The sequence below is a fragment of the Hydrogenophaga sp. RAC07 genome (assembly GCF_001713375.1).
In the GTDB taxonomy this organism is placed as follows: domain Bacteria; phylum Pseudomonadota; class Gammaproteobacteria; order Burkholderiales; family Burkholderiaceae_C; genus Hydrogenophaga.
In genome coordinates this window covers 4,629,250-4,653,149 of sequence record NZ_CP016449.1, presented here as the reverse complement: position 1 = coordinate 4,653,149, position 23,900 = coordinate 4,629,250, and the positions used below count along the sequence as shown (strand labels likewise).

The following is a 23,900-nucleotide window of genomic DNA, read 5'->3' as shown; positions in this document are numbered from 1 at the left end:
ATGAAATAGGGTTGTGCCCCGTGCCCGGCGGGATACCAGATCGACAACGGTGATGAACTTTAGAAAGTCTCCGGCGCGGTGTCTGTCAGGAGTTCTTGACGCAGCCTCCTGCTGGCAGTGTTTCCCGGGCAGTTGATGCGACACGGCACGCTCTGCGGCAACAGCAGACGTACACACAACGTCAGCCCCGTCGATAAGTCTGGAATCTGCGACAGCAACAGCGACAGCAACAGCAACAGCAACAGCAACAGCAACAGCAACAGCAACAGCAACAGCAACAGCAACAGCGACAGGAACACATGGCAATAAGCGCGATCTGTCGCATCGCGTCAGTGACTACATCGCACCCAGCGTGAACAATTTGTCGTCATTTGCATTCCATCCGGACATGCAACGAAAACGCCCGGTTGAATCGACCAGAAAGAAGCTTGCAGCCCCACCAAAATCCATGAAGCCAACCGAGAAGGCAAGTGCCCAGAGGAAGTCTTCAGTGACTTTCCACCGCCTCCCTGAGGCCACACACTCAGCCAGTTTTTCAGTCTGGAGAGCTGAAAAGGTAGGCAGTCCCGAGCTTTCCGCAGGAATGGCGGGACGACTGAAAGCATTGCTCGATCGCTCGGTTTCGCCAACGAACGGACAGGCTGTTCGCTATGAGCGCAACACGATTCTTCGTGTCGGAACCGAAGGCGCTGCACGGCCTGACCGATGAGCCAAGGAGGGTCAATGCGCTTGCAGACGAGCACGCAACATCGTGATGGCGTTGCTGCGCAATTGGCACACACGCGATTCGGTGACGTCCAGATCCAAGGCTATCTCGCGCAGCTTGCGATCATTTACATAGCATTCGACGATCACATATTGTTCGCGCTGGGGTAGGCCAACAATAGCCTCCACCAGCGCCTTGCGCCGACGCTGGTTCTCGATCTGACTGAGTGGGTCGGCATGCCAGTCGCCAAAGGCACCGTCCAACACCGATTCGCCCTCATCGTCGAGCTGGTCGATGTCTTCCATGTGCACAAGCTGCATGAGGTGCACCTTCCCCATCAGGGCGTGATACGCCTGAATGTCCAGGTGCAATTCGCTGGCCACTTCCTGCGCGACCAGCTGGCGGAGCAGCCTTTGTTGCAGGCGTTGCACCGCGCCATCAATGTCGCGGCGGCTCCGACGGCTGCCGCGAGGCATCCAGTCGCATTCACGGAGCTCGTCGATCATGGCACCGCGGATGCGGGGCATGGCGTATTTTTCGAGTTCACCCTCCTCCGGCACGCAGCGGTCCATTGCGTCACACAAGCCGATCATGCCGGCTTGAATCAGGTCGTCCACCTCTACCGAGGCCGGTAGTCGCGAGACCATGTGATACGCCGCCCGATGCACTATTGGGCTGTACTTTTTTAGCTGTTCGTTGCGGCTGAGCGGGGCTGTGTTCGAAGTCATGCGTTTCTCCAGTGGTATGCGACCTTCACAACGCTTGGAAACACCGTGGAATTGGTGCACGCCACCAGCGGGGGCCTTGTGGGAACTTTAAAAAGGCATGGGGTCTTTGTCTGTCAGGAGTTCTCAACAGGTCGACCCGACAGTGCATCCGGGGGGGGCATGCATCTGGGTCGCGTTTCACCATGTATAGGCTGGTATCTCATGAACGATGCCTGGGCGAAAAGGACACTTTCTCGGACCTACGCGCCACCACCCGATGTCGACTGCGTGGGCAACTCAGTCAAGCTGTTGGTGCAGCAAATGCCCGCCTCGGCGTATCGCACCCGAACGAATCGCAGTTGTGCCGTGCTGTTCGAGGCAACCGACGGCACCTACGGCCGGGGGTGGCCGACCGACAGGGGGGTAGAGCCCCAGCACGATCACACGCGATGCGCTCGATCTAGCTGATGCGCGAGCTGACGTGTGCCAAGTAAAACTGATGCTGGATGGCAGCAATCACGCATTGAGCCTTGAAATTTCTGGGCGGCGGCACGCAATTCACGCCCTGTGGCGACGGGCAGATGGAATCCTTGACTTGCCTGGGCATGCGCGAACGCGCCCCAGGCGTGCACACTTGAAGCATTTCAGCGGGTGGTCATTAGCTGGGACAATGTGCCCATGAGCCGCTGTTACTTACTCGACGACCATTCCTTGCTGCGCGATGGCTTGCGCTTGGTGCTGGAGAAAAATGGCCACAAGATCCTGGGTGAGGCGGGCGATCTCACGCGTGGCAGTATGGAGATCCGCGAGATGGAGCCGGAAATCGTGGTGCTTGACCTGCACCTGAATGGACGCTCTGGGCTGGAGCTGTTGGAGGAACTGCGCAAGCGCCGATCACAAACCCGAGCCATCGTGCTCACCATGTCCGCTCAGCCGCGCAACGTGGCTGAATGCATGCGCCAAGGCGCCCGAGGTTATCTGCTCAAAGGCGGCCCTAATCATGAGTTGCTGCTGGCAATCCAGCAGGTGATGGCCGGACACACTTTTCTGGGGGAAGGCGTGTCCAATCTCATGGCCGCAGCGCCACCCGAGGGTGATGGGGTAGCCGCGTTGTCTGCGCGCGAACGTCAGATTGTTGTGCTGGTGGCAGAAGGCCAATCCAGCACTGAGATTGGCCGATTGCTGCATCTGTCGCCCAAGACGGTGGATACCTACCGAAGCCGACTCATGGCCAAGCTGGGCACCCCCGATCTACCGGCACTCGTGCGCTACGCTTTGACTAAAGGTCTGATCGAGCCCGAAGGCCAATGATCCCCGGCGTAGCACCGCCGCATCCCAAACCTCAGTCTGCGCGGCGGGAGATCGCGCACCCACTGCGTACACTGCAACACAGAAGCTGAAACCTTTCGACTGACACGGGAGGCGGTTATTTCTACAGTGGACATGATCCCGCCGGGCGCATCGGGCGAACCGATCTCGTCCGGTGTTCGACCTGAAATCAGGTTCCCCAGTACTCCAGCGAAACCCGTCCTCCACCGGGGTGGTTCCCAACGCCTTCGTATGTCCGCCAAAGGTGGTGCTGGTATTGAAAGACCCGCTGCATTTCCAAACCCATGCGCAAGGATGTGAAGGCACCAGACATCCGCAACCAAATCGAATGCGTCTACGGCGAAGCCTACTGCGCGCCTTCCACTTCGAGCACCAACGTCTAGCCCTCGACGTGGATTTGATGCTCGGCTCCACCGTTCGGCGGTCCATCGTGCGCACCCTCTCCCCTGTGCGCCGCGCCATGGCCGGAGGCTGCCATGAACCCGACCTCTCAGCTCTGCGCCAATGCTAGTCCGCCCTATTGGTTTTGGTCCATTTCTGCAGCGTACCCAAGGAGACCACCCCTATCTCAACTTTCATCAAGACCAATCATGGATGGCATGAACCCCTAGTGCGCTCCGCGCGATGACCAATTTCTGGCACCTTGCTGTCTGTTCAGTCTGGATACAAACCTACTCCTGCGACGGATCCGTGAGAACTTCCTGCACTGGCTTGCCCGCGAGCGCAGCCGCGCGATGTCAGGCATTGCGAGACCGCCGAGCAGCGCCACAAAGTGAGGGCCTAAGCCCGTTGCAGCGTGACGGTGATAGTCGCACCTTCCCCCGGCGTCGCGCTGGCAACCACCTGCCCGCCATGTCGCTCCACGATGCGCTTGACGTTGGCCAGGCCCATGCCCGCACCCGAGAACTCACTGCGAGGGTGCAGCCGCTGGAAAGGGCGGAACAGCAGGTCGGAATGCATCGGCTCGAAGCCCACGCCGTTATCGCTCACCACGACGTCGATAAGGCTCTCGCCTCGCGGTTGGGAAAAGACGGACACGCACGTTTTCGGCTTCGGTTCGCTGTATTTGATGGCGTTGTCCAGAAGGCTCAGAAACACCTGGAACAGCAACCCCTCGTGACCGAGCACTGTTGGTAGTGGTCCGATCTCGATGCGGCAAAGTTCAGCAGGTCGCTTCGGTGCCGCCGCCTCCACGCAGCGGATCAACAAAGGCTCCAGCGGCAGCGGTACCAGTCGCAGGTGGCCATGTCCCAGACGTGCGAAATCCAGCAGGTCACTCACCATGCGCAGCGACTGGTCGCCCGACCGCACCGCACGTTCCAGCAGTTCCCGCACGTCTGTTTCCAATTCAGCGCCGATCTCTTCGCGCAAGAATGCCACGATGCCGCGCACGTTGTTGATCGGGCCGCGCAGGTCGTGCGCCAGGCGCGCGGCAAATGCGTCCAGATCCTGGTTCACTGTCGTCAGTTCTGCATTGCGCTGCACTAAAGTGGCCTGCAGTTCGCGGTTGGCGCGTTGCAGCTTTTGTACCTGAAGTGCGCGTACCACCACAGCCTCCAGCGCTGAAAGCGCGAAGGGTTTCTGCAGGTAGTCGACTGCGCCGCCGCGCAGCGCCTTCACCGCTGAGTCAATCGTGGCATGGCCGGTCATCAAGATAGCCGACATATCGGGGTGCCGAGCCTGCGCACGCCCTATCAATTCGATGCCGTCCATTTGCGGCAGTTGCAGATCGGCGATTAGCAGATCGGTCTGCGCGAGCGCGGGGTGATCGAGAGCCTGGGCAGGCGTGGAAGACACATCGACTTCGTATCCGCGCGTACGAAGAAAGGTTTGCAGCGTACGCACGAGGAGATCTTCGTCGTCGACGATGAGCAAGCGCGGACCCGGTTTTTGGTCGTTCTCGTTGTACTTGATCAAGGTCTGCTTTCGTGATGTCGGTCAGCGTACGTCGGGAGCACAATGCAAACCACGACAAGAATACCCTTTGCTACGCCCATGGATGAATCTACACCTCTGCGTGTGCTTTGCATTGAAGACGATCCTGACGATCTTGTACTGGTTCGGCTGGCTACTCGGCACTATCCCAGGCCACTGCACTGGCAGTGCACCGACAACGCGCAGGGCGTGACGGCCGCGCTTGCACAGGGGGTCGATTTCGTTTTGAGTGACTATCACCTAGGAGGCTACTCACCACTCAGGGCAATCGCGGAGATCGCAGCGCGGGGCATGGACATTCCGTTGGTTGTGGTGAGCAATGCGGTGGGTGAAGGTGCTGCGGTGGAGGTCCTGCGCGCTGGCGCGGCTGACTATGTAAGCAAAGATCGGCTTGCCACTCTGCCTATGGTGATCACCCGTGTACTTGAGGCGCGCGACCAGCGAGAACGCCAGCGCCGCCTGCTGGCTGACAACCAGGCCTCAGCCTTGCGCCTACAGGTACTGGCTGCCGAGTTGGTGCAGGCCCAGGAAAATGAACGCCGTCACTTGGCGGACACCCTGCATGACAGTTTGGGCCAAACACTGACTGCCCTGCAATTGCATATGCAGGCCGCCGATGCGGCTGAAAGCAACGACGAGGCTACTTCACTGCGCAAGAAGTCATATGCCATTCTGCGAGACGCGATTTCGCAGATGCGAACCTTGTCGTTTGCGCTGCGCCCTGCTCAACTGGATGACCAGGGTCTGTTCGCCACTGTGCAGTCTCTGGCAGAGGTCATGCTGACTCCGACCGGAGTGGACTTTGAGCTCCAGACCCTTGGACGAGAACGCAAGCGCGGCAGTGTTCAATCTGCTTTGGGCTTCCGCGTGGTGCAGGAAGCTGTGACCAACGCGATGCGCCATGCTCGACCTGAGCACATGGTCGTGCGTCTGCGTTTTCGTGACGCCGGCTTACTTGAGGTGGTGGTTGCCGATGACGGGGCTGGCTTCGACACACGCCGTCCTCGCTTGAGCGACAAGTCCGCCATTGGGCGTGGCCTGAGCACCATGGGCGAGCGCTGTGAACTGACTGGAGGAAGTCTGCGGGTGCGCAGCCAGCCGGGCCGTGGAACGGTGTTGCGCGCCCGCTTGGGAGAGCTTTGATGATGGCTCCGGAGCGCTCCGCCAGCGCCACCCAACACACAGGTTGGCGCACCTGGATAGCGCCTTTGGCTTTTGCACTTCTGGCGCTCACCTTCACCTTCGACCTGAGCACCCAGCAGGGCTTTGCTCACGGGATTCTCTATCTTCCGGTGGTCCTCATTGCCCTGCTGGGGCGAAATTCTGGCGTACTGATGGCCATCACTTTGACTGCTCTTGTGCTGGTACCTGTGGCAGGCTGGCTGTCGCCACCACCACCTGCAGGCTTCCCTTTGCATCTGCTGGTGGCCAATCGGGTAGCGGCTATGTTTGCGCTTCTGCTGGCGATGGCAGTTGGTCTTTTCACCTTGCGCCTTCAGCGCCGTCTGGTCGTAATGCATGAGAAGGCTCAGAGTCAAGCAAACCTGTTGGAGATTGCGGGTCAACTGGGGCAGTTGGGTGGTTGGTCATACGACTTGCGCACCATGCGCGTCGATTGGTCCGCGGAAGTGGCGCGGTTGCACGGCCGTCCGTCCGGTTACCAGCCCGACGTCGAAGAAGGTCTGTCCTACTACTTGGATCCCGATCAGTCGCGCATCGAAGCAATGTTCAACGCCTGCCTGCAGAGTGGGGAGCCCTTTGATGACGAGTTCCAGTTGCGTGCATTCGATGGGCAAGTGCGTTGGGTCCGGGTGGCGGCGCGCGCACAGACAGACCCACGAGGGAAGATCATCCGGCTGCAGGGAGCATTTCAGGACGTGAGTGCACACAAGAACACCCAGCGTCTGCTTGTCGAGAGTGCACAGAGTTGGCGCCGCTTGGCAGAGGCCATGCCCTTCATCGTTTGGACGACCGACTCCCGGGGGCACATTGACTACATCAGCCCAGCAGTCACGCAACTCAGCGGCGTGTCTCAGCGAGATGCGCTTGGAGAGGGGTGGCTCGACCTGGTGCATCCCGATGACCGCAGCAATGCAATCTCGGTTTGGACCGACGCTCGGCTAAATCGCCAGCGCTACGAGAACGTCTTTCGGTTGCGCGACCGGAACAGCCAGTACCGCTGGCATCTGGCGCGTGCTATCAAGCAGCACATCCTTCCCGATATGGAGAAAGCCTGGTGCGGCACTGCAATCGACATCCACGATCGCGTCGAATTGGAGCGGAATGCGGTGGATTCACGCAATCGATACGAGGCAGTCCTTGAAAGCACCAATGACGCGGTACTGGCTTTGGATGCCGACTGGCGCGTGACCGTGGTCAACAGCCGTGCCGCCAATCTCCTACAACGCGATCGGCAAGACTTGATCGGGCGCACTGTATGGGAAGAATTTCCTCAGGCGCGTGGCTCACTGTTTCAGAGAGAGTATGAGCGCTGTCAGCGCGAGCAGGTCATGGTGCGGTTCGAGGAGTTCTTCGCGCCGCTGGACGCGCTGTTTGAGGTAACCGCCTACCCCGGGCAAGACGGTGGCGTCACCATCTTCTTCCGCGATGTGACTGAGCTGCGCCGCGTTGCTGAACAAATACGCCAGTTGCGGCGACTGGAAGCCATCGGACAACTCACTGGTGGCGTGGCTCATGACTTCAACAACCTGCTGACTGTGGTGATGGGCAATGCCGAAATGCTTCGCGACCAATCAACTGAAGGCAGCATTGAGCGCGAACTGGTTGACACCATCACTGAAGCAGCCGCGCGCGGTGCGGCGATGACCCAGCGCCTGCTTGCATTCGCGCGCAAACAGGCCTTATCACCGGCACCAGTGGATGTGAACCGGTTGGTCAGTGAGATGGAGCCGCTACTGCGCCGCGCACTGGGAGAACACATTCGAATCGAGGCGGTGGAGGGGGTGAATCTGTGGCCTGCGCTGGTGGATGCTGGTCAGATGGAGAATGCGCTGCTCAACATGGCCATCAATGCACGCGACGCCATGCCCAATGGGGGGAACTTGCTGATTGAATGCAACAACGTTCACCTGGATTCCACCTACGCGGACAAGAATCCCGGCGCGCAAGTGGGTGACTACGTGGTGGTGACCGTCACAGACACGGGTACCGGCATGACGCCCGAGGTGCAACAGCGGCTGTTTGAGCCCTTCTTCACCACCAAGCCCAAAGGTCAGGGCACGGGGCTTGGTTTGTCCATGGTGCACGGATTTGTGAAGCAGTCCAGTGGTCATGTGACGGTTTATAGCGAGCTCGGCCAGGGCACTGCCATGAAGATTTATATCCCGCGTGCGGACGCTGCACCGGCTAAATCGGTAGCCCCCACGCAGGAGGAGGTTCCCCAGGGAAGAGGCGAGCTGGTCCTACTTGTTGAAGACGACGACATGGTGCGTCAATTCGCCAGCGCTCAGTTGCACGCCCTTGGCTACCGCACACTGACAGCGGCCAGCGGCCTGGCAGCGCTTGAACTGTTCGGCCAACATCCCGACATTGACCTGCTGTTCACCGATGTTGTGATGCCCGGTGGCATGAGCGGACGGAACCTGGCTGATCACATCCACTCTCTTCGGCCAAATTTGCCTGTGCTCTACACATCGGGCTATACCGACAACGCCATCGTTCATCAGGGTCGGCTTGACGCGGGTGTGATGCTGCTGACCAAGCCCTACCGGCGAGGGGAGCTTGCCCAGCGTTTGCGTCAAGCGCTTTCTCCAAAAGGAAATAAGTGATTTTTTCTTGACTTCCTCAATGCCGCGCAGCTCCAAGCGCTTCCTGACGGCCGCCATCCGCTCGCTACGCGTGAATGCACATTCGCAAGTGCGCAGCCTCCTGTGAGGTCGAAAAAGGATGACGCGTTTTCTCTGGCAGGTACCGCTCATCAATAGACGCACAACCTGTGGCGCTGTGCAGCGAACTTGACGCTTGAGCTAGGAGCCAGTGATCCCGTCAGGGATCAGCGCACCAGAGATAGTCAACTCCACGTCAGGCTTCATTGATGGAAAGCAGATGCGTTTTCACTGGTGCGAGCTTGACTCTTGGGGATTTTGTCATTGCCCACCTACCTTGGCAGCAATCCGCCGCTCCTCCCCCACGGTGCGGGCACACACGACCAGCCGCTCATCGCACACAGCGTGTCTTCCGTTGCTCAGCGAAATCAGGGTTAGCGGTGCACCCTTGTCGACCATCAACACCTTGCCCACTGGGTACACACCGCGATCAGTCTCCAGCAGCCACGGAAAACTCCAGTCATCAGACGAACTGGCAGACACTAGAACGCCGATCGACTCGCGTTTGGTGATCTCCGCCGGAATGAAGATCTTGAGTGCGTCATATGCCAAGAACAGAAGCCCTGCGGTGACCACGAAGGACCCCAAGCCGAACGGGCTCGGTTTGGGGCGAGGGGTTTCAACTGGATCTGGCGCCACCTCTTCCTCATGTTGCTCTTCAATCTCATCCTCACTGGCGCATACCATCGCGCATTCTTCGGCCTTCCATGCCAGCATCCAATCGTGAAACGCTTTGATCAGATCAATCTTTCGCGTGGACTCGCCTTGCGCCGGGCGCAGCAGAATGTGAGAGCCATCAGGGCTCGTCAGCATGGGGGTGGGCGGGGTAGTCAAAGGGACTGTTTGCTCCCAATGCTGTGTTTGCCAGTTGGGGAACGCTTCCCAAATGACCTTCTCAGGACGGACGCCGGATTTCAAGGCAAGCATGGCCGGCGTGATGTGCTCCAGCTTGTGCCCGACAAAAATATTTAAGTGCCCGGTCAGCTCGATGCAGATGTTTCCTCTCCACAATTCGTGGACGATCGTCTTGCTCTGCTCCGTCGTGCTTTCCGGGTTGGGGGGTGTTGTGTCGGTCATCTGATTTCTTTCTGATTTTTTCGTGATGCAGTTGTGATGGATTCGTGATGTGCGAGGTCGCATATCCAAAATCTCACGAAAGAGATCTGTGTCAAGGGCGCGGCGCGAGGATTTTTTGAAGGTCTGGCGGCCGGGTCCTGCCCTGCGATTCAGGGACGCAGGTACTTGACCGACAGCGCGCGCTCCTGGACGGTAACGGGCCAGAGGTTGTGCAACGGGGTGACAGCCAGCGCCACAACCCCAGTAAGACGCGCCACCTGCTCGGGATCCACCTCAAAGGCGGCACGGTCCAGATTCAGCACGGCGCTGATGGTGTCGGCCATGCCGGTGCTGCGGCGGGCGAGCTGGCGCAACGCGTCGTGCAGCAGGTCAACACGCAGGGTGTTCGGATCCGCCGGCAGCACCACTGGACGATCATCCTCCCGGCCGTCATCGGTGCTTTCATCAGCGCCTTGGTCAATACCTTGGTCAACGCGATGTTTCGCACCGCCCTGCGCGCCCTGCTCCGCACCGCCCGACTCGGCGACGGGAAGCAGCACGGTGAAGCGGGAGATGGGCGCCACAAACGCAGCAGTGAATGCCATGTCTGCTTCGCCCGGTGACAGCATGGGCGAGAGGTAGGCACGAACGCCTGCGTCCAAGGCGCCCTTCCACGGCGTGAGCAGCTCCAGCTGGCTCGCATGCAGACGCGGCTGGAGGTACGCACGGCGTACCGTTGCGTCGCTAAGCGCAGTCTTGATGAATTCGATCAGCATTGGTGGCATGTGCAGGGGCAACTGCGCATGCACCGAGGCACACAAGTCGGCGTTGGCCCAGTTCGGGTCGAACAGGCGGCCCAGGCTCAGGCGCTGCGATGTCACCTCTCTGGGGGAGTTCTTCATGAACGCGGCGAACTCGGCTTGGTTGAAGGAGGTGGTGACGATGCGGTTGCGGGTGGGTTTGTTCATTTGAAATCCTGAGATGTGTGGGAATGCGATTCGGATCGGGTGGTGATTGATGTGGCGGTGAGACCTCGGTGCACGGATGCGGCTTGCTGCACCGAGGAACAAGCGGGATCAGACGGCCGAGACCACTTGCGAAGGCTTCACTCTCGGCCAGAGGGGTCTTGCGGATCGCCCGAGGCGGTCTTCTGCTCGGTGTGGACGTCCTTGCGGTCGATCAGGACGGTCGAGCGCAGGGTCACGTTGAAGTGGTGGCCCTTGTGGTCCATGGCCACCTGAATGCGCTCCCTACTGAACCAGTCCACCAGGGCTGCGCGCTCTGACGGTTTGAGGTTTTTAGTGGCCGCCTCGAGTGCGACAAAGGCGAAGGTGGACACGTGGTGTACGCGCCCAGGAATCAAGCGGCGGGTCTTGGGCGCGGGGTGCTTTCGCCAGATCAGACGAGGCTTGCCGTTGACACGGGTCAACGGAGGTTTGCTCGAGAAAATGAGGGTGCGAATGTGCATGGTGTGATCCTTGAGGTGGATGCCCGCAGGCATCGCGAATGAGGGTGAAGACGTCGACGTCTGAAAAGGTTTGGGCAAAGCTCCGCCCTTCCTGCTGTCCCGAGCGAACGTTCGGGCTGCGGCAGGTGGGGTATCTGCTTGTGGGTTTGCTAGTCCTGCGGAGAACGTTCGGCGGAGGTCGCCGAGCGCAAGAAGGACAGCGGGCTCAGTGGTTGCGCCTTGGTCGTGTTCTTTCGGCGCGCAGCTGAGCGGGGGAACAAGACCTCAACGGGTTGCTCTTTGCTGTGCGGGTCACCCGTTGCCGTGTCGTCTGCGTGCTGATGCGACGCAGTACGGGTGCACTGTGCACTTGCGTAGTCCACCCCCGCAGACGCGGCACTCTCGATGGGTTGAAAGGCTTTCGCATATTGGTGCTCCACCAGTTCCAATGTCTGAGCTTCTTCGGACAAGCGGATAACGCTCCCCTGCACCGGTGCCACCGAGATGTGCTGCTTGAGCAGGCGCTCCATGGCCGAGCCGTCGCGCCGCGTCAGGTTGGGCACGTAGCGGCTGTAGACCCGAAACAGCATCTCGGTGCTGGTGTGGCCGAGCTGGCGCGCGATCCACTCCGGTGCTTCGCCCGAGGCCAGCCACAAGGTGGCCGCGGTGTGGCGCATCTGGTAGGCCCGGCGGTGCGGGATGTCCAGGTGGCGCAAGAGCGGTGACCACACCCGGTTCAGAAAATTCTGGTTGTCGATGGGCGTGCCGTTGCGGTTGCAGAAGACGAACTCGGAGGTCTTGCCCGTCACCTTGAACTGCGCCTGCAGCGCATCGAACACCAGATCGTTCATCTGGATGTCGCGCACACTGCCGTCGGTCTTGAGCTCGTCCTCTTCCTTGAGCACGATGGCCTCGCGCACCAGGATCAGACGGCGCTCAAAGTCGATGTACTTCCACTTGAGGCCGTGGGCTTCACCCGTTCTCATGCCAGTGAAGAAGCGCACCGTGAAGTACTGGCGGTAGTCCGCCCGCACAGTGGTGAGGATCTGCTGCACCTCGTCCAGGGTGAACGGCATCACGTCGCTGCGCTTCATCTTCAGCGGCTTGATGTTGCGGAACGCGGAAGTAAACTCGAGGCGGTCGGCTGCTTCGTTGAGGATCTGGCGCAACGGCTTCATCACGGAGTTGATGCGACGGTTGGACAATGTGCTCTGGGATTTTCGGGTGGTTACTTTGGCGAGTGTTGCCCGAAATGCCAGTACGTCTGCCTTGGTGATCTGGCCGACCTCCTTCTCCCCGAAGTAAGGGATGAGGTACTGGTCGATCGACCCACGCTGCGTGACCTTGTAGCTGCGGCGCCAGGAGACTTCCGACTCCGAGAACCACATGTCGGCGAACTCCTTGAAGGTAGGTGTGCCGGTGCGTGACATGGGGTTGCGCTGCAGTTCTGACTTGCCTTCTTCTGCAGCGGCTTCGGCCACCGGCTGACCCGATGGCAGAGGCTTGCCGAAGGTCTTCTGGTAGTCGAAGGTGCCGAGGGCGATGTCGCCTTCGATGCGTTCAAGGGCCTTGTGGAGGCGCTTGCGGTTGACCGGGGTATCAGGCAATGCAGTCTGCTCGCGCATCCGCTGGCCCTGAAGCACGAAGTCCAGGAACAGGAGCCCAGATTCTGAGCGGCGGCGAATACTACCCACGGAGCGCTCCTCCGTTGGTCATTGGAATGGGAGAGCTCGACATGTGCGAGTAGCGCGCCATGTCCTCTTGGATGTGCTCCCAGATGTAAAGCGTCTTGCGGCCTCCGAAGGGGCGGATGTAATGACGACCCTCGATCAACACACTGTCCTTCAGGCGATCTCGGATCGTCCTCGAGTCATATTTGATCAAGGCCGACAACTCCGCGGTCGTCAGATATGTTTGAGGGCCAGCTTCAGGGATAGCGACTTGCATGGTGGATGTCCTTTCAATGAACAGTTACACTGGGAGACCAGTTTGCAAAAAACCAGGTCTTTTTGATCTCCTACAGGTCAGTGTATCTGATTTTTACGCCGCCACAAGTCTTTTTGGTCTTCAGAAGATCATTTTCTACAAAACAAGGTCATGATCCGATGTCACTTCGCCCGACTGCTCGGGGAGCGAAAGCTCAAGATCGCCGACGTTGCCAGGGATACCGGAATCAATCGCGGCACTCTGACGCGGCTGTATTACGAGACAGCTGAACGAGTGGAGATCGACGTGCTGGACAAGCTGTGTGACTACTTCGGCATCGATTTACCGGAGTTGCTCGAGCGAACGAGCAGCTCCGATCAGACCTGATCAAGGATCCGAGCTCACCTGGCCTCCGACAGGAAGGTGCTCAGGACCTTGGCGACCTAGAAGGATCCTCGAAGTCACCAACGCATGCTGACGCGTTGCCTTTCACACAGCTATGGTGCGTCGCCAACTGGGAGAGGCTTTGTCGTTCGTGAAGCCGAACTAGGTCGTCCTTCTGGAATACAACGCAGTCCGCGTTTTGGCCAAGCCCCGAGTTGAGGAACTGGATCTTCCAGCTCGTTTTGCACTTCAAAATTCGTGCTGGATGGCAGTTGTGCAGCGACAGCCGACTTTGTGATTGGAAAGCTGAGCCCGCAGTCGTTGCCGCATTTCGGTCATCCAGGACCAGGCAATTTAAGGAGTTGAGTGTCAGCTCGTGAGGGTGCTGCAGACGTTGGAGCGCAGTGCGGCCAGAGAGTGACGGCGATCCATGAGTCCCTCGAAGAACCACTTGTAGCGGCGTTCAGCGAGTTCGACATTGGCTTGTCTCTATTCGCTCAGCCGGAGGTGCATGGACACCGCAGACAAACCGCAGCGCCGAGCATCGATCAGCAGGGCTCGCAGCTTGGACTGCGCTACGCTGGAACCGTAGCTAACTACGGAGCATCGAATGAACCTGCACAACGATCACCTGACCATTGGCGAGTTTGGTGCCCTTGCCGGCGTCAATGTGGAAACGATCAGGTTCTATCAGCGCAAGACGCTGCTGTCCGAGCCACCGCGGCAGGCCGGGAGCATCCGCCGCTATGGCGCTGCCGACGTTGAAAGGCTGCGCTTTATCAAGTCCGCGCAGAGTGTGGGGTTCAGCTTGGATGAAGTCGGGGAGCTTCTGAGGCTTGAGGATGGTGCCCAATGCAAGCAGGCAAGCGCCCTTGCAGAAGCGAAACTTGTCGAGATCCGAAGGAAGTTAGCGGAGTTGGCGCGCATGGAATTGGCTCTGTCCGGCCTGGTGAAGGCTTGCCGCGTTGGTCGGGGCAAAGTGGCTTGCCCCCTGATCGCTTCCTTTCATGCACCGACCGAAACCAGTAGCTCTGAATGAGCCCAGGTCCGCTGGAGTGACCATCCCGAGCCAATGGCCTTGACTCCGTAGCCTAGTACGGCCTTAGTCTTGGCAGCATGAAAACCGAGAAACCGCCGACACAGGGAGCTACGAGCTCCGCATCACCTGTACTTGGGGCAGCGATCTTTGCCGCCTTTCTGGCCTCTCTTTGCTGCGTTGCCCCACTGGTACTGGTCTTAATTGGCGTGTCAGGCGCCTGGATAGGACAGCTCGCTGCCTTCGAGCTGTACCAGCCCATCTTCCTTACGATAGCCGTTCTGGCCCTCTTCATGGCCTGGCGCAAGATTTGGCGCGCACCTGTGTGCGAGGACGATCGCGCCTGTGCCACGCCAGAGGGCAAGCATGCCCAGAAAGCTGTTTTCGTGATGGGGGTGATCCTCCTCCTCGTCGTTCTTGGATTTCCTCTTGTCGCCCCACTGTTCTATTGAGGTTTACATGAAAACTGCACTCTTTCTTATCGCGCTCTTCGCAGCTGGTCCTGCTTTCGCCGACACCCAGACCGTCACCTTGTCTGTACCCACAATGAGCTGCGCGTCTTGCCCCGTGACGATCAAGGCCGCGCTATCAAAGGTGCCTGGCGTCGCCTCCATTAAGAGCGACCTCGCCAAGCGGCAGACGACTGTGGTGTACGACGACACCAAGGTAGATGTGGCGACCCTTTCGAGGGCCACTGAAAACGCCGGCTTCCCATCGACACCCGTGAAGGTGGCCAAGTGACAGCGCAGCCGGAACTGATCTCCGTGTTGACCTGCCCAAGCTGCGGACACGCGAAGGTCGAGACCATGCCCACGGATGCGTGTCAGTGGTTCTATGACTGCGAGGGGTGCGGCGCAGTGCTAAAGCCAAAGGCCGGCGACTGCTGCGTCTACTGCTCCTACGGCACCGTTGCGTGTCCCCCGGTACAGGCGAGCGGGTCCAAAGGCTGCTGCGGCTGATATCAGCAACCAGCATCATTTGAGTTTGCGCGAAATTTGTGGCATGCGGCTTCCATGTCCGGGACAGACTTCTACAACCCAGGGCCTGGCAATTCTTGGAAACCCCCTGCCAATACGCGCGCGTGCGTGCGGTCCTGTCATCGAGATCAGACCACCCTCTCGTTCACCAACGACCCCCAGGACTGACTCTTCTATGGGCCTGCACGCCTTTGCCTTCCTGGTTCTCACCGTTGCGGCAGGAGGCTTTGCTGTAGCCTTCTACGCATTGCGAAGCGAGGCCGATGAGATGCGGGGGCAGCACGGAGCCTTGCTCGGCAGGTCACAGCTCCTCGAAGGGTTGTTGGATGAGGTCTGCGCGTCGTGGATGGGTATGCCCGGGTGGGGAGAGCCAGGTGCAGAGTTGCTAGCGTTGGGTCGTAACGTCGCAAACTGCCTGCCAAAACTTTTGAACAAATCAGGCATGCGCGCAGGGCAGTACAGACTTACACGACAACGGCTCACTCAGGAAGATTTTGTGTCAGCGGGCCTTGCGCATGACTTCTCTCAGATCAACATTCTCCTGACCAGGCTCGATGAGCCATCGATTTCTCAGCTCTGGGATAGCCGGAGAATGCTGGACTTGATGTCCATCTTGCGATTCATTCAAGTTCGTCTGAGCCTGAGCAGTCCTAAAACGGCGAACATGTCAGCAGCTCCAAACCACGGCAACCCGCTTCTCAGCATGCTGCGCGAGGAGGTGGACGCGGTCGACATCTGCGCCGAGATACAGAACCAGGTGCAACGCCTGAACGCCAGCGCCCATCTTGTTAAAGAAAATCCACAAGGTGAACAGGCTCTGCAGGCCATTGTTGAAGCGCTGAGTTTCAGGCGCAATGGCTTGGGTAAGCCATTTACCTTGGCTGGGCTCGTGCTGTCCTTGTCAGGAAAAGGCCTGGAGGACCTGTACAGGGAGTGCCGTCACGACGCAGAAACTGTCAATGGCAGTTGGCGAGTGCAGTTCAACGGCCTGCGATCCTACGTCGAGTCTCTCCCGGGTTGGGATGGGCGCTTGCCATTTGCAGACATGATGGTCGCCACTCACAATTCGTATGTTGCTGACGAACTGAGTGTGCTGATGCGTGTTGCGTAGCGGTGTGAGACCTCTCGGACTGACTTGCTGCAGGCCTATCAACTCGTCAAAGGGTGCACGTCACCTGACTAGCGTGGCAACAATCAGGCGCGGTTCTCGAGGTTGGCTCGAATCTGACAGAACAATTCTTCACAGCTCAAAAGTCCGAACTGGCCAAGAATTCTTTATGAACTTGAATCGAATCATTGCTGTAGTGTTGACAGCATGCCCGCTGTCATTTGGTGCCTTGGCGGATGACGATGGGGATAACCGCAGGTACCGGTCGGGTTCGGAATACAAGCACCAGTACAGAGATGGCAACTGTAAAGTCGAACGCAAACAAGACAAAGACGGTGAGTTCGAGGAAAAAATCGATTGCAAAGGCGGTTACTACCGGAGCGATGTGCGATCAGAGTTCAAGGAAGAGTTCCGAGATGGGAACTGCAGGGTGAAGCGAGAGTTGCAAAGGGACGGCGACTACAAGGAAGAGCGCAAGTGCAAGGGCTATCAGCGCTCTTCTGCACGTGGCCCGATTTATGTGGAATCCGAGCCGGTGTATGTCTACCCGCCTGCAGTCGTCATTGAGCCTGGTGTGACCATCCGCGGCACCATCAACATTAGATAGCACGTGCCGGTACGGTCCAGCGTATGCGTCCGGCAATCCCATCTTGAGATAGACCCAGCGTCGAGGCATCGTGTGCACGATGAAGATCATGCACACCATGGCGAACGACACGATCGCCCAGCGCCCCAAGCGGCGCTATTACTCCCCAGAACTCAAAGCTCAGATCGTGGCCGAATGCCAGGACTCCGGCGCGTCGGTTGCCGGCGTGGCACTCGCACACGGAATCAACGCCAACATCGTTCACCGCTGGATGCGCGAGCAAGGGGCCGCCCTGCTGCCAGCGCCCCGGAACGAGTTCGTTGCGCTGAATCTGCCTCCACCAGTTGAACAGGTCCCAGCAACCGAGAACAGCTCGCCGCCCGTGGCGCGTGCGATTCACGTTGAGATTCGGCGCAGTGCCAGCGTGGTCACCGTGAACTGGCCGCTGGAAGATGCAGCGTCCTGTGCAGCCTGGCTGCGCGATTGGCTCCGATGATCCGCATCGATGCACTGTGGCTCTCCACCGAGCCGCTGGACATGCGAGCTGGCACCGAGACAGCGCTTGCCCGCGTAGTGGCTGTTTTTGGCGCGGCGCGCCCACACCACGCTTACCTGTTCGCCAATCGACGGGCCAACCGCATGAAGGTACTGGTGCACGACGGCATCGGTGTCTGGCTGGCGGCCCGGCGCCTGAACAGCGGCAAGTTCGTCTGGCCTCGCGATGCCACCACCACCGCCACACTCAGCCGAGCGCAGTTCGATGCGCTCGTGCTGGGCCCGCCGTGGAAGAACGTCGGCGAGGCTGGAATCATCACCGTGCTTTGAGTGCTCCGGTCGCTGGCCAGGCAATCAGAGCTTGCACCGATGCGCGAGGGTGATGCTCGTCGCATCATCTTCTCCCGTGATCACCACAGACTACCTGGACACCTTGGAGCCGCAGCAGATGCGCGCGGCTCTGCTTTCATTGATGGGGGAGCTGGCCGAGCGAGACGGCGTGATCGCACGCCAGGGCCAGGAGGTCGTCTTCAAGCAGGCCCTGATCGACAAGCTCACGCACGAGAACGCGCTGCTCAAGCGCATGAAGTTCGCGGCGCAGTCGGAGCGCTTCAGCACCGAGCGGAAGAGCCTGCTCGATGAATCGTTGGACGAAGACCTGCAGGCAGTGGCCGATGAGATCGAGCACGCGACGCAGCCAGTGGCTGGCTGCCAAGACAAGCAAGTCCCCAAACGCGCACTGCTGCCGGCCAATCTGCCGCGGCGCGAGATCCGCCACGAACCCGAGTCCACCACCTGCGCCTGCGGCTGCCAGATGGTCGATGCCCTGAGGGTCGAGTTGCTGCAGCACCGCGTGCTGCATGCCGACGAGACGCCGGTGGCCATGCTCAAACCGGGCAATGGCAAGACACACCGGGCCTACCTCTGGGCATATGCCACGGGAGCCTTCGAGATGACGAAGGCGGTGGTCTACGACTTTTGCGAGAGCCGCGCTGGCGAGCACGCTCGCACTTTCCTGGGTGACTGGAAGGGCAGCTTGGTGTGCGATGACTTCAGCGGGTACAAAGCGCTTCTGGCGGCCGGCGTCACCGAGGTGGGCTGCCTGGCGCACGCGCGTCGCAAGTTCTTCGATCTGCAAGCGGCCAACCAGAGCCAGATCGCCCAAATCGCGCTGGAGCAGATGGCCCGCATTTATGAGATCGAGCGGGAGGTCAAGGAGCTCAGCGCCGAGCAGCGTCTGGCAGTCCGGCGGGAGAGAGCGAAGCCGCTCTTGGACGCCCTGCACGAATGGATGACGCTGCAGCGGCGCAAGGTTCCCGACGGATCGGCCACAGCCAAGGCGCTGGACTACAGCCTCAAGCGCTGGGCAGCACTCATTCGGTTCGCCGATGATGGGCAACTGCCCGTAGACAACAACTGGATTGAGAACCAGATCCGGCCCATCGCCATCGGCCGCAACAACTGGCTGTTCGCTGGCAGCCTGCGCGCGGGCCAGCGGGCGGCAGCGGTGATGAGTTTGATCCAGTCGGCGCGCATGAGCGGACACGACCCTTGGGCATACATTGACGATGTGCTCAGGCGCCTGCCGACCCAGCCGAACAGCCGCATCGCCGAACTTCTTCCGCACCATTGGCAACGCAAGTCGCGGGCAGCCTGAAGCCCGATCCGCCTCGGGCGTGGGAAGGGCATCAACAAAACCAGTTGCAGGCAGCCTATGGCTTGATAAGGGAAGCGATTGCCCTCGAACCAGGGGCCGGGTCGAGCATCAAATTGCTTACAAGACTTGATCGGTCTGCCTCGGTGCGTTGTTGCGAGAGAAACTTCTTGCCCACCAAATCCCGTATTTCGATCTCAAAGCCGACGAGATGATTTTTCATCTGGGCGAGGAACTCAGGCGATGCATCAGCGGTTGACCATGGTTGGGGAAGTCTGTCTTCGTGAGTGGCCGTTAACCTGGAAAGATGTGCTGTCATCCAATCAGTGCCTTCAACAAAGCGGAGCGTTCCGCAGGCCTGAACTGCAACGTAGTTCCAACTCGGCGCGTTTCTGCGCTTGGATTGTCCATTGACGTACCAACGCGGGGAGATGTACGGTCCAGCTCACCAGCCCTCTTCTGATGCGAGTTCTCACCGTCTTGACGTGAGAGCAAAGTAGTGTTTCCTGCCCGCAGGATGCCCGCAGTGGGCTGATGAGTTCACAAAGCATTTGACCCATGAAGAGCGCCCCTTTCGGGGCGTTCTTCATGGGTTGATGAAAAACCGGTCAGTTCGCCGTGCCTCGTATTTGTGAGCGGACCTGTCCATCGACAGACACCGCGCCCCTGACTTGTGAGCCCACCGAAGCAGCACCTTCAGCCTTCGCGTCAGATACTGCTGACAGGGCAGCGCCGCTTCGGCCCTCATTTTGGTATCGAGCGTCCGATCGCCCGTTGACGCCCGTCATGGCGCGAGCTCGAACATCGCTTGAGATTCCACTGTGTGTTCCCAGTCGGACATCGGCAATGCCAGTGTTCGTGCCGACATTGGCATCGACGCCAACGCCCGTGCCAATACCCAATCCTGCGGCCTGGGCGTTGAATCCCCAAGAAAGTGCGGTGGCCATCAACACGGCGGCGGGAAACGTCATCTTCGAACGGACAGTCATGTGTGACTCCTTTGCAGTTGAACAGGGCTTCAGTCTGCAGCACAAACCCATTTACATGCATGTCTGCTGCGTAGGAGATGTAACGGGCCCCGTCTGTGGGTGGTGGTTTGAATGTGTATACAAGAAGCCTTGCGAAACAAGTGGAGCTCGACCCTAGGTGATGAACGTGCTTTCATGGGTCGGCAGTATCAAACGGGTGAGGCGGTGGACGCTGTGCTCAGCGACTCGTTCGACCTGGTGGGTCAGGTTGATATGGGTGATCACTGGGAAGCCACGTTTGACTTCAACGCCATGCTCTTCAACCACGGCACAGCGCCAGAAACGACGGTGGATTTTGTCACGCATGGAAGGACTTTTTGGTACTCACGTCGGGCCCAGCTGAGTGTCAGTAAATAGCCCAGAAGAAGAATGGCTTTTAAGTCGGTGCGCCTCCACTTCATGCATTCTTTCGACCTCTTTTGCATACAGCATCATTCAATGGCTCACTGACTGATGCTGGTTGATGACTGAGAATCAAACACAGCCCATACGCAGCTCGGCTCAGGCCAGACCACTCAAAAACGGGCTGGGAAGGCTTGCTGGCGCGAGGGCAACCTTGGCGCATCACGGCTCGCGTGGACAACCGCTCCCGGGCCCGCCCTCGAGGTGGGCCATCAGCACCGGCGCCATCGAGCGCAGGAGCTGCACCGGCAGACCAGAGGTGAAGCGGTGGTCGGCCGCGTTCGATCCCACCACGTAGGCGGTCACGCTGCCGAAGTGCCGCGGCCCCAGGTAGAACACGAAAGTGGCGGTGCGGTTCAGGGCCAGGCCGCCGCGCCCGTTCACCACAACGCGGTTGTCGCCGGTGCCGGTCTTGCCGCCGGGCGACAGGTCGTCCCCCGAGGCGGACTGGAAGCTGCCGGCGAGCCGCCGGGCCGTGCCCGCTTCCACCACCTCCGACAAGGCCTTCTTCAAGGTCTGTGCCACTTCGGGCGCCATGACCCGTTCACCCACCAACGGCGTGGGCCGCAGCGCGGTTTCCCAGGGCGTGCCCTGCGCGAAACGCAGGTCTGAAATGCGGTGCGTGGGCCGGCGGATACCACCATTGACGACGATGCCCATCAACTCGGCCAGCGCGGCGGGCCGGTCCCCGGAACTGCCCAGCGCCGTGGCTAGCGAAGGCACCAGGTGGCCGAAGGGGTAGCCCAGGCGGGCCCAGCGGCGGTGGATTTCCAGGAAGGCCTCCACCTCCAGCATGGTGTGAATGCGCGCGTCCTGCGCATTCTTGGCGCGCGTGCGGAACAGCCACCGGTAGACCGCCTGGCGTTCGGTGGCGCTGGCGGCGATCGCTTCGCCGAGCGTGGCGCGCGGGTGCTGCAGGCGGTAGGCCACCAGCCAGAGTTCCAGCGGGTGCACGCGGGCGACATAACCGCGGTCCGGCAGGTCGAAGGCTTCGAGCGCGAAGCGCGCGTGCAACTCGGCCACACGGGGCTCCGTGGGCGCCTTGTCGCCCAGGCGCGCCGACAGGAAGGCGGCCAAGGCTTCGGGCGACGCCGTGGGCTCCAGGTAGCGGAACACCGCGGTCAGCCGGTCTGCGCCGGGGCGCAGGCCGTCGAGCAGCATGGCGCGCAGTTCCGCCGGGGTGCGGTTGTCGGTCTTGCGCCAGAAGCGGCGCAGGAAGGCCTGGCCTTCGCGGTCGGCGAACAGGGCCAGGTAGGCTTGGCGGCGCGGATCGAGGTTGTCCTCCAGCAGCCGCGCGGTGCCGCCGGGTCCCTGGTAGATGGTGTGGTGCACGATCTCCTGCAGCAGGCGCACGAAGGGCAGGTTGATGGAGGCCTGCATGGACTCGCGCAGCGTGGGTTGGCGCGTGTCGTCCTTGCGGTTGAAGTTGTGGAAGCTGTGCAGGCCGCCCCCGGTGAAGAACTGTTGGTGCGGGCTGGCAGAAAAACGCCGTTCCATCGCGGCTTCCAGCATCGCTCCCAGGCTGCGGTCGTTCGGGCCCGACAGGTATTGCACTGCCCAGCGGCTCAGGCTGTCCTGCGGGCTGACTTCGGTGGCCTTCAGCGCTGCGGGCTCCAGCAGAGCCAGTCGGCCGTGCAGCTCGGCCACCAGTTCGAGGTAGGTCGCCAGCACGCGCAGCTTGGCGGTGGAGCCCAGCTCCAGCTTGCTGCCTTCGTTGATGTCCAGCGGCTGCTGGGTGGTGTCGGTCTGCACCCGGACCAGGTTGCCCTGCGGTGTGCTTTCCAGCAGGGTGAAGCTGTAGCGCACCCCGCCCAGGATGTCAGGTTGCAGCAGGCGCTCGCCCATCAGTCCCTGCGAGCTGGCGAAGGCCGGATCGGTCAGGCGCCCGAGGTAGGCGCTGACCGCTTCCTGCAGCTTTCCGTTCAGCGTGGTGCTGGCCTGGGCGTCGAGCCGGTCCAGGCTGTGGAGCGAAGTGCCGAGCAGGCCGGCCAGTTTGGTGCGCACGGCGGTCGCGCCCTTGCTCGCGGGGAAGGGTTGCCGCGGCGGGTTCTTCACCATGTCGCGAAACACCAGCGTCTGCCGCAGGGCGGCGTCGCGCCAGGCGGCATCGATGATGCCCGCCTCCGTCAGCAGTCGCAGGTGGGCGTCGGTGGCGCGGTCGAGGTCCTGGCGGCCTTGCGCCAGATACCACGAGGGCCGGCGGTGGGCGATCATCAGCGCCACCGCCTGGCGCAATGCCAGGGCCCGGGCCGCTGGATCTTGCGCCTCGGCGCCGGAGCCCGAGAGTGCGACCATTGCTCCCTCGAAGTCGGTGCCGAACCACACCCACAGGCCATCGCCCAGGCCGTGCACTTCGCCGTGGCGCGGCGCGGCTGACAGCGGCACCGTGTTCAGGTAGTCCAGCACCAGCTGGCGGCGCGTTGGCAGCGTGTCGGCGCTTTGCTGATAGGCCCGCACCGAGGCCGAGACCATCTGCCGCAGCTTCTCGCGCGCGTCGTGCGTGATGCCGCCGGGCGAATGGCGGTACTTCTCGATCTGCGTGGCCAGCGTGCTGCCGCCATGCGTGTCGATGTCGGAATCGATGTGGCTGCCCAGCTGCGCGAGCACCGCGCGCGTGAAGCGCACCCAGTCCACCGCCGGGTTCATTTGCGGGCGTTCGGGGTCGAGCAGATCGCGGTTTTCGATGAAGAGAAGGGCCTGCACCACCACCGGCGGCACGCTCTCGAAGCTCTCGAAGCGCCGGTAGGGATAGCGAAAGGCGTGCAGCGATTCGCGGCTGCAATCGAGCACCGTCAGGCCCGTGTGGGTCTTCTCCGCGTAGGGGGCAAACCAGCCGCGCTCCAGGTGGGACCGCAGGGCGTCGTCCTGGCGCGACTGCTCCGCGATCTCGAAGCCGCGCTCCTGCAGGCGTGTGGTGAAGGTGGGAATGCCGGCGTAGCCCATGCGCTCGTCGAACGGGCCTTGCACCGGGAACCGGATGTGGTCTGCGGGACCGGGGGCGACGTGGTGTCTCAGGGTGTCGGCGTAGCCGCTGAGTTCGCGTGCCTGCCAGTAAGAGGTCTGGATCTCGCGCCGCAACAGCATCGCGGCGACCGCGCAGACGATCAGCAGGACCAACTGCCACGGCAGGCGAAAGCCGGTCGGAGCCTGGTACCCCGGTGAGTCGCCGATGCGTGCCGTGTGCAGTTTCTCCCCGATGCGTTGATCGAACATTGTGTGCCCCATTGCTGAAAAGCACCCCGAGAGATCCTGTACGCATGCCGGCGAAGTATCGAGAAG

Annotated in this window: 25 protein-coding genes; 13 read left to right on the top strand and 12 right to left on the bottom strand. The window is 60.7% G+C overall.

Features of this window, described 5'->3' with window-relative positions; translation table 11 throughout:
* Positions 1-59 precede the first annotated feature (59 nt).
* Positions 60-299 (bottom strand): hypothetical protein, encoded by a 240-nt coding sequence (locus tag BSY239_RS22560; protein WP_069048655.1) that lies wholly within the window; start codon positions 297-299, stop codon positions 60-62.
* Between the two features lie 421 nt (positions 300-720).
* Positions 721-1,434, bottom strand: coding sequence for a FliA/WhiG family RNA polymerase sigma factor (locus BSY239_RS21795; RefSeq protein WP_069048654.1), 714 nt, complete (start codon positions 1,432-1,434; stop codon positions 721-723).
* Between the two features lie 657 nt (positions 1,435-2,091).
* Here BSY239_RS21795 and BSY239_RS21790 point away from each other — a divergent pair.
* Entirely contained in the window at positions 2,092-2,724 is a 633-nt protein-coding gene (locus tag BSY239_RS21790; protein ID WP_069048653.1) for a response regulator, read from the top strand.
* A gap of 798 nt (positions 2,725-3,522) precedes the next feature.
* Here BSY239_RS21790 and BSY239_RS21785 read toward each other — a convergent pair.
* Positions 3,523-4,659, bottom strand: a complete 1,137-nt coding sequence (locus BSY239_RS21785; RefSeq protein WP_069048652.1) for a sensor histidine kinase — start codon at positions 4,657-4,659, stop codon at positions 3,523-3,525.
* A 78-nt stretch (positions 4,660-4,737) separates the two neighbouring features.
* On the opposite strand from BSY239_RS21785, the gene BSY239_RS21780 reads away from it, so the two are divergent.
* A complete protein-coding gene (locus BSY239_RS21780) occupies positions 4,738-5,820 on the top strand; it encodes an ATP-binding response regulator (protein ID WP_172823141.1) in 1,083 nt (360 codons plus the stop codon).
* Complete coding sequence (locus BSY239_RS21775; RefSeq protein WP_069048650.1) at positions 5,820-8,465, top strand: hybrid sensor histidine kinase/response regulator; 2,646 nt, start codon at positions 5,820-5,822, stop codon at positions 8,463-8,465. The genes BSY239_RS21780 and BSY239_RS21775 overlap by 1 nt, the downstream gene beginning before the upstream one ends.
* 318 nt (positions 8,466-8,783) lie before the next feature.
* Here BSY239_RS21775 and BSY239_RS21770 read toward each other — a convergent pair whose 3' ends face one another.
* From BSY239_RS21770 to BSY239_RS22940, 5 genes are all read right to left on the bottom strand, one after another.
* A complete protein-coding gene (locus tag BSY239_RS21770) occupies positions 8,784-9,599 on the bottom strand; it encodes a hypothetical protein (RefSeq protein WP_069048649.1) in 816 nt (271 codons plus the stop codon).
* Positions 9,600-9,748: 149 nt separating this feature from the next.
* Positions 9,749-10,546: a hypothetical protein gene (locus tag BSY239_RS21765; protein ID WP_069048648.1), complete on the bottom strand. Its 798-nt coding sequence runs from the start codon at positions 10,544-10,546 to the stop codon at positions 9,749-9,751.
* A gap of 137 nt (positions 10,547-10,683) precedes the next feature.
* Entirely contained in the window at positions 10,684-11,046 is a 363-nt protein-coding gene (locus BSY239_RS21760; RefSeq protein WP_156775564.1) for a hypothetical protein, read from the bottom strand.
* A gap of 149 nt (positions 11,047-11,195) precedes the next feature.
* Complete coding sequence (locus tag BSY239_RS21755; RefSeq protein WP_236944221.1) at positions 11,196-12,668, bottom strand: tyrosine-type recombinase/integrase; 1,473 nt, start codon at positions 12,666-12,668, stop codon at positions 11,196-11,198.
* 43 nt (positions 12,669-12,711) lie between these two features.
* Positions 12,712-12,972: a hypothetical protein gene (locus tag BSY239_RS22940; protein WP_069048646.1), complete on the bottom strand. Its 261-nt coding sequence runs from the start codon at positions 12,970-12,972 to the stop codon at positions 12,712-12,714.
* A 150-nt stretch (positions 12,973-13,122) separates the two neighbouring features.
* Between BSY239_RS22940 and BSY239_RS21745 the strand changes: the two genes are divergently transcribed.
* The 10 genes from BSY239_RS21745 (at position 13,123) to tnpC (ending at position 19,194) form a co-directional block, all read left to right on the top strand.
* Positions 13,123-13,338: a helix-turn-helix domain-containing protein gene (locus tag BSY239_RS21745; RefSeq protein WP_069048645.1), complete on the top strand. Its 216-nt coding sequence runs from the start codon at positions 13,123-13,125 to the stop codon at positions 13,336-13,338.
* A 607-nt stretch (positions 13,339-13,945) separates the two neighbouring features.
* Positions 13,946-14,374: an Hg(II)-responsive transcriptional regulator gene (gene merR / locus BSY239_RS21740; protein WP_069048644.1), complete on the top strand. Its 429-nt coding sequence runs from the start codon at positions 13,946-13,948 to the stop codon at positions 14,372-14,374.
* A gap of 77 nt (positions 14,375-14,451) precedes the next feature.
* On the top strand, positions 14,452-14,823 hold the full coding sequence (locus tag BSY239_RS21735) for a mercuric transporter MerT family protein (protein WP_069048643.1): 372 nt from the start codon (positions 14,452-14,454) through the stop codon (positions 14,821-14,823).
* Between the two features lie 7 nt (positions 14,824-14,830).
* Positions 14,831-15,112, top strand: a complete 282-nt coding sequence (merP, locus tag BSY239_RS21730) for a mercury resistance system periplasmic binding protein MerP (protein ID WP_069048642.1) — start codon at positions 14,831-14,833, stop codon at positions 15,110-15,112.
* The gene (locus BSY239_RS22935) at positions 15,109-15,330 is read left to right on the top strand and encodes a GDCCVxC domain-containing (seleno)protein (RefSeq protein ID WP_083240124.1); all 222 of its coding nucleotides are present in this window, start codon (positions 15,109-15,111) and stop codon (positions 15,328-15,330) included. Before merP ends, BSY239_RS22935 begins: the two co-directional genes overlap by 4 nt.
* A 193-nt stretch (positions 15,331-15,523) precedes the next feature.
* Entirely contained in the window at positions 15,524-16,459 is a 936-nt protein-coding gene (locus tag BSY239_RS21725) for a hypothetical protein (RefSeq protein ID WP_069048641.1), read from the top strand.
* A 166-nt stretch (positions 16,460-16,625) separates the two neighbouring features.
* A complete protein-coding gene (locus BSY239_RS21720; protein ID WP_156775563.1) occupies positions 16,626-17,063 on the top strand; it encodes a hypothetical protein in 438 nt (145 codons plus the stop codon).
* A gap of 79 nt (positions 17,064-17,142) precedes the next feature.
* A complete protein-coding gene (tnpA, locus tag BSY239_RS21715) occupies positions 17,143-17,538 on the top strand; it encodes an IS66-like element accessory protein TnpA (RefSeq protein ID WP_069048639.1) in 396 nt (131 codons plus the stop codon).
* Positions 17,535-17,867, top strand: coding sequence for an IS66 family insertion sequence element accessory protein TnpB (gene tnpB / locus BSY239_RS21710; RefSeq protein ID WP_069048638.1), 333 nt, complete (start codon positions 17,535-17,537; stop codon positions 17,865-17,867). Before tnpA ends, tnpB begins: the two co-directional genes overlap by 4 nt.
* A 76-nt stretch (positions 17,868-17,943) precedes the next feature.
* Complete coding sequence (gene tnpC, locus BSY239_RS21705; RefSeq protein WP_156775630.1) at positions 17,944-19,194, top strand: IS66 family transposase; 1,251 nt, start codon at positions 17,944-17,946, stop codon at positions 19,192-19,194.
* A 55-nt stretch (positions 19,195-19,249) separates the two neighbouring features.
* Here tnpC and BSY239_RS23120 read toward each other — a convergent pair whose 3' ends face one another.
* From BSY239_RS23120 to BSY239_RS21695, 4 genes are all read right to left on the bottom strand, one after another.
* Positions 19,250-19,624: an FMN-binding negative transcriptional regulator gene (locus tag BSY239_RS23120; protein WP_083240122.1), complete on the bottom strand. Its 375-nt coding sequence runs from the start codon at positions 19,622-19,624 to the stop codon at positions 19,250-19,252.
* A gap of 175 nt (positions 19,625-19,799) precedes the next feature.
* Positions 19,800-20,180 (bottom strand): hypothetical protein, encoded by a 381-nt coding sequence (locus tag BSY239_RS22555; RefSeq protein ID WP_156775562.1) that lies wholly within the window; start codon positions 20,178-20,180, stop codon positions 19,800-19,802.
* 153 nt (positions 20,181-20,333) lie between these two features.
* Positions 20,334-20,525 carry a hypothetical protein gene (locus BSY239_RS22550; RefSeq protein WP_156775561.1) on the bottom strand — a complete coding sequence of 64 codons (192 nt, stop codon included), beginning with the start codon at positions 20,523-20,525 and terminating at the stop codon, positions 20,334-20,336.
* Between the two features lie 258 nt (positions 20,526-20,783).
* On the bottom strand, positions 20,784-23,834 hold the full coding sequence (locus BSY239_RS21695) for a transglycosylase domain-containing protein (protein ID WP_083240121.1): 3,051 nt from the start codon (positions 23,832-23,834) through the stop codon (positions 20,784-20,786).
* Positions 23,835-23,900: the final 66 nt, after the last annotated feature.